19 protein-coding genes are annotated in these 8,855 nt (G+C 60.5%); 5 read left to right on the top strand and 14 right to left on the bottom strand.

Annotated elements, in window-relative coordinates:
- Positions 1-9: 9 nt before the first annotated feature.
- The 10 genes from CIMIT_RS12710 to CIMIT_RS05450 form a co-directional block, all read right to left on the bottom strand.
- Positions 10-174 carry a hypothetical protein gene (locus CIMIT_RS12710; RefSeq protein ID WP_157727804.1) on the bottom strand — a complete coding sequence of 55 codons (165 nt, stop codon included), beginning with the start codon at positions 172-174 and terminating at the stop codon, positions 10-12.
- On the bottom strand, positions 174-1,652 hold the full coding sequence (locus CIMIT_RS05490; RefSeq protein WP_231910353.1) for a DUF2800 domain-containing protein: 1,479 nt from the start codon (positions 1,650-1,652) through the stop codon (positions 174-176). The genes CIMIT_RS12710 and CIMIT_RS05490 overlap by 1 nt, the downstream gene beginning before the upstream one ends.
- Positions 1,649-2,056 (bottom strand): hypothetical protein, encoded by a 408-nt coding sequence (locus CIMIT_RS05485; RefSeq protein WP_038590279.1) that lies wholly within the window; start codon positions 2,054-2,056, stop codon positions 1,649-1,651. Before CIMIT_RS05485 ends, CIMIT_RS05490 begins: the two co-directional genes overlap by 4 nt.
- Before the next feature lie 4 nt (positions 2,057-2,060).
- Positions 2,061-2,555 carry a hypothetical protein gene (locus CIMIT_RS05480; RefSeq protein WP_038590276.1) on the bottom strand — a complete coding sequence of 165 codons (495 nt, stop codon included), beginning with the start codon at positions 2,553-2,555 and terminating at the stop codon, positions 2,061-2,063.
- 65 nt (positions 2,556-2,620) lie between these two features.
- Complete coding sequence (locus tag CIMIT_RS05475; protein WP_038590273.1) at positions 2,621-2,989, bottom strand: DUF7448 domain-containing protein; 369 nt, start codon at positions 2,987-2,989, stop codon at positions 2,621-2,623.
- Complete coding sequence (locus CIMIT_RS05470; protein WP_038590270.1) at positions 2,986-3,201, bottom strand: DUF7446 family protein; 216 nt, start codon at positions 3,199-3,201, stop codon at positions 2,986-2,988. Before CIMIT_RS05470 ends, CIMIT_RS05475 begins: the two co-directional genes overlap by 4 nt.
- Positions 3,198-3,596 carry a hypothetical protein gene (locus CIMIT_RS05465; RefSeq protein ID WP_144311817.1) on the bottom strand — a complete coding sequence of 133 codons (399 nt, stop codon included), beginning with the start codon at positions 3,594-3,596 and terminating at the stop codon, positions 3,198-3,200. Before CIMIT_RS05465 ends, CIMIT_RS05470 begins: the two co-directional genes overlap by 4 nt.
- Positions 3,581-3,817, bottom strand: a complete 237-nt coding sequence (locus tag CIMIT_RS05460; protein ID WP_231910352.1) for a hypothetical protein — start codon at positions 3,815-3,817, stop codon at positions 3,581-3,583. Before CIMIT_RS05460 ends, CIMIT_RS05465 begins: the two co-directional genes overlap by 16 nt.
- Positions 3,818-3,939: 122 nt before the next feature.
- Positions 3,940-4,155, bottom strand: coding sequence for a hypothetical protein (locus CIMIT_RS05455; protein WP_038590261.1), 216 nt, complete (start codon positions 4,153-4,155; stop codon positions 3,940-3,942).
- On the bottom strand, positions 4,152-4,385 hold the full coding sequence (locus tag CIMIT_RS05450; RefSeq protein ID WP_038590257.1) for a hypothetical protein: 234 nt from the start codon (positions 4,383-4,385) through the stop codon (positions 4,152-4,154). The genes CIMIT_RS05455 and CIMIT_RS05450 overlap by 4 nt, the downstream gene beginning before the upstream one ends.
- Positions 4,386-4,586: 201 nt before the next feature.
- On the opposite strand from CIMIT_RS05450, the gene CIMIT_RS05445 reads away from it, so the two are divergent.
- Positions 4,587-4,808: a hypothetical protein gene (locus tag CIMIT_RS05445; RefSeq protein ID WP_038590254.1), complete on the top strand. Its 222-nt coding sequence runs from the start codon at positions 4,587-4,589 to the stop codon at positions 4,806-4,808.
- Here the strand turns inward: CIMIT_RS05445 and CIMIT_RS12705 are convergent.
- Entirely contained in the window at positions 4,805-4,948 is a 144-nt protein-coding gene (locus CIMIT_RS12705; protein ID WP_157727802.1) for a hypothetical protein, read from the bottom strand. The genes CIMIT_RS05445 and CIMIT_RS12705 overlap by 4 nt on opposite strands.
- Before the next feature lie 268 nt (positions 4,949-5,216).
- Between CIMIT_RS12705 and CIMIT_RS05440 the strand changes: the two genes are divergently transcribed.
- The gene (locus CIMIT_RS05440; protein WP_144311816.1) at positions 5,217-6,002 is read left to right on the top strand and encodes a hypothetical protein; all 786 of its coding nucleotides are present in this window, start codon (positions 5,217-5,219) and stop codon (positions 6,000-6,002) included.
- Here CIMIT_RS05440 and CIMIT_RS12700 read toward each other — a convergent pair.
- From CIMIT_RS12700 to CIMIT_RS05430, 3 genes are all read right to left on the bottom strand, one after another.
- Positions 5,975-6,148: a hypothetical protein gene (locus CIMIT_RS12700; RefSeq protein WP_157727801.1), complete on the bottom strand. Its 174-nt coding sequence runs from the start codon at positions 6,146-6,148 to the stop codon at positions 5,975-5,977. The genes CIMIT_RS05440 and CIMIT_RS12700 overlap by 28 nt on opposite strands.
- 483 nt (positions 6,149-6,631) lie before the next feature.
- On the bottom strand, positions 6,632-6,820 hold the full coding sequence (locus tag CIMIT_RS05435; protein ID WP_038590248.1) for a hypothetical protein: 189 nt from the start codon (positions 6,818-6,820) through the stop codon (positions 6,632-6,634).
- Positions 6,821-7,042 (bottom strand): helix-turn-helix domain-containing protein, encoded by a 222-nt coding sequence (locus tag CIMIT_RS05430; protein ID WP_038590246.1) that lies wholly within the window; start codon positions 7,040-7,042, stop codon positions 6,821-6,823. It abuts the gene before it with no gap.
- 156 nt (positions 7,043-7,198) lie between these two features.
- On the opposite strand from CIMIT_RS05430, the gene CIMIT_RS05425 reads away from it, so the two are divergent.
- Genes CIMIT_RS05425 through CIMIT_RS12960 form a run of 3 tightly spaced genes read left to right on the top strand, consistent with a single transcriptional unit; the run spans position 7,199 to position 8,840 of the window.
- Positions 7,199-7,681 carry a hypothetical protein gene (locus CIMIT_RS05425; protein ID WP_038590243.1) on the top strand — a complete coding sequence of 161 codons (483 nt, stop codon included), beginning with the start codon at positions 7,199-7,201 and terminating at the stop codon, positions 7,679-7,681.
- Positions 7,674-8,048, top strand: coding sequence for an ImmA/IrrE family metallo-endopeptidase (locus CIMIT_RS05420; protein ID WP_038590240.1), 375 nt, complete (start codon positions 7,674-7,676; stop codon positions 8,046-8,048). Before CIMIT_RS05425 ends, CIMIT_RS05420 begins: the two co-directional genes overlap by 8 nt.
- A gap of 15 nt (positions 8,049-8,063) precedes the next feature.
- Positions 8,064-8,840: a PH domain-containing protein gene (locus CIMIT_RS12960; RefSeq protein ID WP_038590237.1), complete on the top strand. Its 777-nt coding sequence runs from the start codon at positions 8,064-8,066 to the stop codon at positions 8,838-8,840.
- Positions 8,841-8,855: the final 15 nt, after the last annotated feature.

Below are 8,855 nucleotides of genomic sequence, written 5' to 3'. Positions count from 1 at the left end.
TCCTTGGATCTAGTCGATGATGGTAGTGATGAATTCGGCGAGGGCTTTGGCCTCGTCAGTGGTGAGGGACAAGGTGGTTTGTGGTTTGCCTTCTGCCCATGGGTCTCTAGTGATTTTCAGTGGGCGGTGGTGCCCGTTGTCCCAGGTGAAGGTGATGTCTCTGCGTTGCGACATCAGGCTCCTTTCTTGATTGGTTCGAATACGGTCTCTGGTGTCGCCAGCGTCATTGGTGGGCGTTTGTCGGAGTCCGGTACCAGCGTCGGTTTGCCCTCCGGCTTGTGGACGAGCTGGCCGAGGAGTTCGTCGAAGCGTTTCTTGCCGAGTAGCTTCGTCATCGCGGTGATCCCTAGCACCTTGCGCGGTTGGTAGGGGTCCTCGCTGGTCTCCTGCTGGACGGTCTGGGCGACTGCGGCCTCGTCGGTGTACTTGCGCACCGACCGTCCTTCGACGACTTTCAGCCCTGGGTATGTGTGCCCGTCGGTGGCTTGTGCGAGGGCGTGGTCTTCGACTTTGCCGAGCCACTTCTTCAGCTCGCCGGAGTGGGCGACGATGGTGGCGATCTGCTCGTCCGACAACGTGTCCGGTGCTGGCGGCTCCCCTGCCCCTGGTTGTGTGGGGAGGTTGTCGAGGTAGTGCTTGGCGAGCGCGGGGCACTGTGGTGCGTGGCGGCAGAATTGGCACCAGTCGCCTGCGCGCAGTTCGCCTTCGCCTGCGGCTGCTTTTTCTGCCGCGGGGCGTACCACTGTCTCTGCCCATTGGGTGAGCTCGTCGACGCTGATTTCCTCCACGCTGATGTTGCCTAGGCGCGGCTGGAAGATCACGGTGCGGACTTGCTCAATCTGGTAGATCATGCCGTAGGTGGCGAGCGCACCCAATGCATACAGGCGCATCTGTGGGTTACCCACCGCGCTGACTTCGACGCCTTTGCCGTATTTGAAGTCGACGACGGTCATGGTGCCGTCGCCGACAATCAAGGCGTCGCCGGTGCCGAACCCGCCGGGCACGATGTGTGAGAAGTCGAGGCGTTGCTCGATGGCGAGGAACGCAGCGGGGTCGGCTTCTTTCGTGCGTGCGAGCTCGGCGGTGACGTGGTCGACGTAATCATCGGTGTAGTCCTCCATGTCCTCGTCGTAGAACTCACCGGGTTTCCAGCTGGTGGGGATTGGGATGTGCTGGCGGAGTTTGTGCTCGGCGAGTTCGTGGGCTTCGGTGCCCTCGGCGGCGGCGTCGGAGGTGGTGTCCGGGTGCTGCGCCTCCAAATATGGGGCGGGTGTGCAGTTGATCCACCGGTGGGCGCTGGATGCGGAGAGTAGCGCGTGGTCACGCGCTGCGTGCGCCGGGGCGCTCTCCGCTTCCGTCGTGGTCTCTACCGCTGCTGGGGTGTCGCCACTAGCTGCGGGTGCGCAGGTGCCGAGGGATTGGACGCGTTTGAACCCGAACCGCGAAGCCCCACCCTCGCGCGCCCCCTCGACGCTGATGGACTTCTTGTTAATCGGTGTGCGCATCTGCCACACCCCGCCGTCGTCGACCTGCATGCAGGTCAGCCCATACTCGTCAATCGCCGCGGCGATGGTGTCGTGGTCGTCATCTCCCCACCCGCCGTCCGGGGCGTGGATGGTGGCGACGTAGGTGGCGGTGTCTAGCGGGGTCACTGCGCGCCGCCTCCCTCGAGGTGGGCGTTCGCCTTCTCTAGCAGGCTAGGCAGTTTGTCGGCTGGCACGTCGGTGAGGGATTGCACACCGAATTCTGGGAAGAGTGTGCCGGTGATCCAGGCGGGGCTGCCGTCCTGTGCGACGATGCGCTGACAGGCGGTCTTGGCCTGGTTGATGAGGTCGTCTGCAGCGGGTGCCGCGGGGGCGGTCGCTTCAGGCTGTGGCTGTGCCGGTGTTTCAGGCTGCTGCTGTGGTGCCGCGGCTACCTCCTTCTGCGGTTGTGCTTCCGGTTGTGGCCATTCGCCCTCCCCCGGTGCCGCTTTCACCCGGTCGTAGGCGGACTGTGCAGCCCCGGTGAGGATTGACAGCAGGTCGAGAGCAAGGTCTTTGGTCATCCAGCTCATTGGTCTAGTTCCTTTCTCGGAGCATGCGCGCGCCGTGCGTGGTGAGGTGAATTTGGTCGTCGTCGGTGGTGCAGATCAGCCCGTCGCGCTCAAGCTCGGCAAGCTGGTGCTTTTGGAGTTTCTTGCCCGCTGCGAGGCGGCGCAGCTGGGCGAGGATGAATTCGTTGGTCATGTGGTTCTCCTGTTGTTGCGCGTCTGCGGCCTGCTCCACGAGATCGAGCAGGCTTTGGCGCATGGCCCGCTGGCTCGTGTTCCACACCATCAGCCCGTGGTCGTGGGTGGCGAGGCCGTTTTTGTCGATGCCTGCCCAGCCCCCGGTCTCGTCCATCACCTGCACCGTGTACTCGTATTCCATCCCCGCGATGGTTTCCGCGAGGTCTGGCGCGGCTGCTGCAAGGTGCGCGTCAGCCCCGTGCATGATGCCCAGGTACTTGCCGTCGTGGGTGTGGATGAGGCACGACGTGTCCGGGCGCGGCTCACCGTCTATGTACTCTTTCATCGCTTCCCACGGGCCAGGCTCAGCGCCCGTTAGTAATTCTTGTGCCTGCTCGGGGCTAGTACGTGTCATTCTGGGTACACCACCTTGAGGTCGATGGAGCGGCAGTAGTAGCCGGTGGTGGAGTCGCCCCAAATGTCAACGTCCACAATGGTCTTGTCCTCCGCGAGCACGTGCAGTGTCCACGCTTCCGGCGCACCCTTGTGGCTGCTGTACTCCTTGGTCACGTTGGTGATCGCGTTGCTAGTCAAGTTCCGCACCATAAGCTGCGAGTTGAACCACGCGCAGCAGTCCGCTGTGTCGATGAAGCGCAGCTCCGTCCCGTCAGTCAGGTGAATGGTCTGCTCTTGGAGGTCGATGGACGCGATGGTTTTGCCGACCAGCTCTTCCCGCAGGTCGTCCTCGTCCATGCTGCCGAGCATGTCGTAATTTCTCATTGGTCTTCCTTAACGTTGATGGTGATTGTCAGGCCTTGGCCCCGCAGCGTGCAGGTGTCCCCATGGGTGCGCCGGACGTGCTCAACCACGGCGTTGATTGCTTGCTCGGTCACGTCGGTTTTGTGCGCCCATGTGCTGCCGTCCTTGGTGAGCGGCCCGGCGAAAATACGGCCCGTGAGCGCGCCGCAAGCAACGTGAATATCCCCGCTCATTCGGTGTCCTCCACAGTGCTTAGGTTGGTGCATAGGTTGTGCAGGGTGCCCCAGTCCCCCGCTTCGATAGCACGGGTGATGGTGGCGAGGTCGGTGATCTTGAATGCGCCGAAGTCGTAGTCGCCGGGGTAGCCGTCGATGTTCGCGAGGTTCAACCCCTCGTATTCGCCGGGTTCACCGTCGATTAGCGACCAGCCTTTGGTGTCGGCACGCTGCATGGACTCTTCGGCCTGCTCCATGCTGATCGGGGTGCCCATGGCCGACCACGCTCCCGCTGCCCATGTGGCTTTGGCGGTGCCCCTGTCCATGACCCCGCTGACGGGCAGGTCAACCACCGTTGACCAAATCACGTATTCGTCTCGGTCGTGGCGGGGCTTCATCATTGTTCGTGACATGTTTCCTCCTTTTCTGCGAGGGCGAGTAGTGCGAGCGCGAGGGGTCGGCGCTCATCCGGCTCAACGACCAGGTAGCTGGGCTGCAGCTGCGGGTACGAGCGACTCTGCTCAAATTCGATGACCAGCCCGTTTTTCTGCACGGTGTGCCGCTTCGTCGGCAGCGCATGGGCTCTCGGCAGTGTGACCTCGACGGTGCGGGCCAGCCTGTCCGCTGCTGCCATAGCCTCCGCGTGCGTCCTAAAGCGCTTGAGGGCGAGGCCTCCGTCCGGTTTTCGCACTTCCCATTTCGGTTCACCGAAGAGGATCACAAACCCGTTTGTCGTCTTTCTCACTCTCCACCTGCTCATCGCCAGTCCTTCCCCGGGCAGGTCATGTCAAAGCCCGACACGTACCCGGACTGGTAGCCTGCATCCCACCCGTCGGTCTCGGCGGCCTGCTTGCCGATGAACGCGCCTGCGAAGAGTGCGAGGATCGCCACGAGGGCGGTAATCCACCGGCCTGCGGTTTTCACCGACGCGAGCCTGTCTTCGAGGTGTTTTACTGTCTCGTTGTAGTTCATGCTGCTGTCCTTCCTGTGAGGAATGGCCTGAGGGCTTGGATGGGGATTCGCCAGTTGCCGCGGTCACCGTCGCGCTCGGCGGGGATGTCTCGGCCGACGCGCGGCAGGATCTCGTCGTAGTCGCGGCCGACGAGGCGGGCGAATTCGGGCACCTTGAGTACGAGCTTGCGGGTGCCTGTGGCTGCTTCGACGAGGTCGAGTAGTTCGCGGTTAGTGATGCGGTGGTTCATCGGCCCCACCTCATCCAGAAGCGGCGTGGTTTGCGGTGCCGGCCTTTTCGGCGGCAGAACATGGTGCGTAGACTCATGGGTGGTTTCCTTTCAATAGAGACCAATAAATGGCCCCCGCGTGTGGTTGCAGCACAGCGGGGGCCTTTGTCGTGGTTCACTCATTCTTCGGGGCAACTAGCCCCAGAAGGGAGGTGAACAGGAATGATTTACCGAATTGAGTACGGAGGCGAGAAGTACTACCTGGCAGAGGATGAGAGCTCTGTCCAGGTCGTATCCCGGCTTCGTGCAGGTGAGTACCCGGGCTTGGTGACGTTGCAGTCAAATTACGGGTCTGTGACGTTGAACTTGAGCGAGCATGTGCAGTTTGCGCTGCGCGGTGACCAGTTCCCGTCAGGTGAGCCAGCAGCCTCTGTGGTGTTTTAGCAGGCTGCAGTCTCGATAGCTGCGATGACGATGCGCACGGAGTTGTGGGGGATCACGATTTCGTGCGCATCGGTCGTGCTTAGGTGGATGCCCGTTGGCTTGGCTTCGATGGTGAGCCCGTCGATTGTGTGTTTAGACATAGGCGAGTTGCTCCAGGATGTGCAGGGGCAGGATTGGCCAGATCACGTCAAGCATGGTGTTGAGCGCGATCTGGGTGGTGATGGGGCCCATGTGGTTGGCTCCTTTTCTTCTGGGGCGTTTGGTTTTGGTTGGGGCAGCGCGTACCTCGCCATGAGGCGTGGGTCATGGGTACGGCTTACGCAGGAAGAGAACTGTCAACACCTGCTACCCCAGTGCCCGTGGGAAGGCTCGAACTTCCCTGCCTGCCAGTCGGGCTAAGATTGCTGCATGGCTAACCCTGCAGACGACCTTTACGAAATCTTCAAGAATTGGCGAGAAGAAAGCGCCGAATTTTCAAAAGGCGAGCAAACCAAACCGGTATATGCGAGTCGCCTACTCGGGAATAGGAACGGGGTCTCAATGGGTGGCTGGCCCGAACAAAGGCGCGCGTCACGCTGCCTGGAAGCTATAGCCCGAATCATCAGCGAAATGGAGCAAGCTGGCGACGATGTGACAAGCGAAAAGCGATATTTCGGAAGATGGCGCGATGCGGTTTATGCCTACCCAAGAGGCTTCGAAGTAAGCGGGAGTGGAATAAGCGATGAAGCGTTTCAGACGCTAGGCATGTTCCGTAACTCGGCTAGAAGGTTCGTCCCGGAGCTTTCAGATGGTGTTGTTAACGAGCTACGTGAGCTTCTTGAAAATGAGCCGAGTTTAGTTGTTCCTCCCGGCGTTTTCCCTAGAGAGCTCTACGACTACTTCACGAGGGTGAAACTCCATCTGAAGCACTGCATTGACAATTACGAGGTGACGAGTAACTTCGACCTTCAAGAAGCTGCTGAGCATTACCGTGCAGCAGTTTTCATGATGGCGAATGGAAACTTCGTCACCAATCCGGGAGACTGGGGCCGACACGCTGCGGCTACTTTTGCCGCAACTAAAGCCAAAAATTTCGGTTCGGCTGTCTACGACGAAGCAACGAATCAGCTCACCCAGGCCACAGTACGAGCGCTCAAAGCGGGTGGCCAAAAAGCGCTCGAAATCGGTCAATCAGCGTTAGATGGGCTGCAATAACTAGGAATCGTTTCTTCCAGTGCCTGGTCTATAGCTTTGCCGCTCGGGGTACCGGAGAGCACATCGGTTTTAATTGCTGAAAGTACCCAGTTGACGCAGGCCGCTTCCGTAAGACTGAGGTCTTCGGGAACGTACTTGTTTTGCATATTTTCTCCTATCGTGTGCATGAGGTTTGGGGTGGGGGTGGCGCAGGCGCGCAGTGCCAGCAAGCGCCGAGTGTGCGGAAGAACGCCTGCTGGTTACGGCCTTGTGTGCGGCGAACGACCATCACGGGACCTCACAACGCCACCCCTCGAGCCGCGCGCAGGACTTGCACCTGCAGAGTGCTCTTCACGGCCTGTGTTTTTCGTGCCCACTAACGTGGTCTTGCCTCACCCTCCGTCCGCTACGAGGTTGGGTGGTTTCTGCCTGTCAGCACTGGTGGTCGTCGCGATCTAAGCCACACGCTCGCACCAGTAAATATCCCCACTGGGACACGCCCCGTGCTATGCATCCCCACGGGTAGGGCCTGTTATGCAGTTCTCAAACAACGTGTCACATAGACCAACTACGTCACTGTGACTTAATAAAGGGGTACAAGCGTCCCCTCGTGCCAGGCGATGGAATCGAACCACCGCTACACCATCTGGCTAATCTCGCGCCTCAATCCGGGCGCGCGCCCAATCAAGAATCTCGTCCTCCTGACGCTTCAGTTCCGCGCGCAGATCGCGCACCAGCCCCACAAGGCGGTCGATCTCCTCCATGTCGCGCTCCTCCTCAAGGAGAAGGTCAATAATCCACGCCTCCCAGCCGCGAATCTGATCTCGTAGTTTCTCCACCTACGCCACCGCCTCATCTTCTCGGACGAGGATGCGGGCAGGGTCCGCGCCGAGCGCGGCGAGAGCTTCAAGCACGTGGATCGTGGGGCGGCGCGTATTTAATGCGGTGCTCCATGTTTTGCGGGTAACGCCGGTCCTCTCTTCGAGCCCGGTGGCGGACGAGATGTGGTGCAGCCGCTTCACGCGGTCGATCTCATCGAGAGAGAGTAGGTATTTACTCATTTGCTCCTCCTGTGTGCTGTTTGTGTAACTCAATTTACCCACCCAGCAGTGGGCACGCAACGGCGATTACCCGAAAAGGGGTATCCGCTTCCCTATTTGGCCTAGTAAATACACATTAAGTGTGTAACCAATTACCCACCGTGATATTGTCAAAGCATGGACATAAAGCAGTGGCTAAGCGAAAACACACACCGAAGAATCACCGACCAAGACGTCGCGAACATCCTCGGCACCACACGAAAAACCGCCAACCGCCGACTCAACGAAGGCCTCACCGCAGACGACCTCATCCTCATCTGCAAAACCCTCGACATAAACCGCACCATGGCCCTCGTCGAACTCGGTCACGTCCCCCACAGTGATGTGCTCGACTACCTCGACAGCAACGGCGCCCTTGTCGCCACCGCCGCCGACGGAGAACTCGCTATCGAGCTCGCGCGCCGCCTCAACCCCGCCACACGCGCCCCAGAGATCGACGAGCTTGCCGCGCGCCGTTCGAACATGGAGGCAGATGATGTTCGGCACGATTCGTACGATGGCACCGTCCGCGAATTCGACTGGACACAGCCCCACGCTGCCGACTCATCACCCGACGAGCAGGCAGAGCGAGAAAGACGAGGTGAAGACCCGATTGATTGATGCACTCATCGACGTGGCCGAAGCCCGCGGCTACCAGGTGCGCTGGCACCTCGGCGGGCCCAAGGCCGCGTGGCTCCCCCACCAGCGGGCTGTCACGCTCCGCCACGGCATGAGCGACGCCGACACCCTGTGTGCGCTCGCCCACGAGCTCGGCCACGCGCATTATGGCGACCCGCCCGGGTGTGACCCCGCGTGTGAGCAGCGAGCAGACCGCTTCGCCGCGCGCCTGCTCATCTCGCCCGTGGAATACGCGGCAGCAGAACGCGCCTACGGGCCGCATGCCGCGCACATCGCCCACGAGCTCGGCGTCACCGTGCACCTAGTCCACGTGTGGCGCACAATGACACATATCCAAATCACCGCATAGAAAAGGAACCCCATCATGGCCGAAATGACCCGCACCCTCACTGCCCCCGACCAAGAAGTCCTGTCGGCAATCGAACAGTTCGTGCAATCAAAATTCCGAAAGACTGAAATCGAACGGCAACCCGACCACGTCGCCGTACGCAGGAAAGTGCTGTGGCAAAAGCAGGAAGCAATCTTCCGCGCTTCCGGTGGCACGCTAACCGCGTCCGGCAACTGCCAAGACTCCGACAAGGTTCTCTACAAAACCATGGAAGCTATCTCCGACATGCTCGATGACCACGGGTGGGATGAAGCCGCCCGCACCCACGGCACAAAGTCGGTAGCCAAGGGGCACCTCTTCAAAGACAAGGTCTTAGACGAGCTCGCACCCGGTGAACGAATTATCGTAGCCACCCACGGCTTCCATGACGACAAGCCCACCATCCTCACCGTCACCGACCGGCGCATCATCATGATCTCCGGTGAAGTCCTCGGGTGGGACGCGGCCTCGCAGACAATTGCTCTGGATAAGGTGTCGTCGATCTCCGAGAAAACTGGTTTTGCCCTCGGCGCTATCCGAATCTCTACGTCAAATGATGAGATTGAGGTCAAGAAAGTGGCTACCGATGAGGTGAAGTCGGTTGTGTCTGCTGCGCGGCGTGCGCTAGAGAATAATTCAGCGCCGTCCCCCTCCCCGGCGACGAATGGCGGGAGCAGTGTCGATGAGCTGAAGAATCTTGCCGAGCTGCACGCTGCTGGTGTACTGACAGATGAAGAGTTCGCGGCGGCGAAGGCCCGCATCCTGGGGCTTTAGGCGCGTGAAGAGGTG

The organism is Corynebacterium imitans, from assembly GCF_000739455.1.
In the GTDB taxonomy this organism is placed as follows: Bacteria; Actinomycetota; Actinomycetes; order Mycobacteriales; family Mycobacteriaceae; genus Corynebacterium; species Corynebacterium imitans.
Note: the sequence above shows the minus strand (reverse complement) of the source record. Positions and strands in the feature narration are given on the sequence as shown.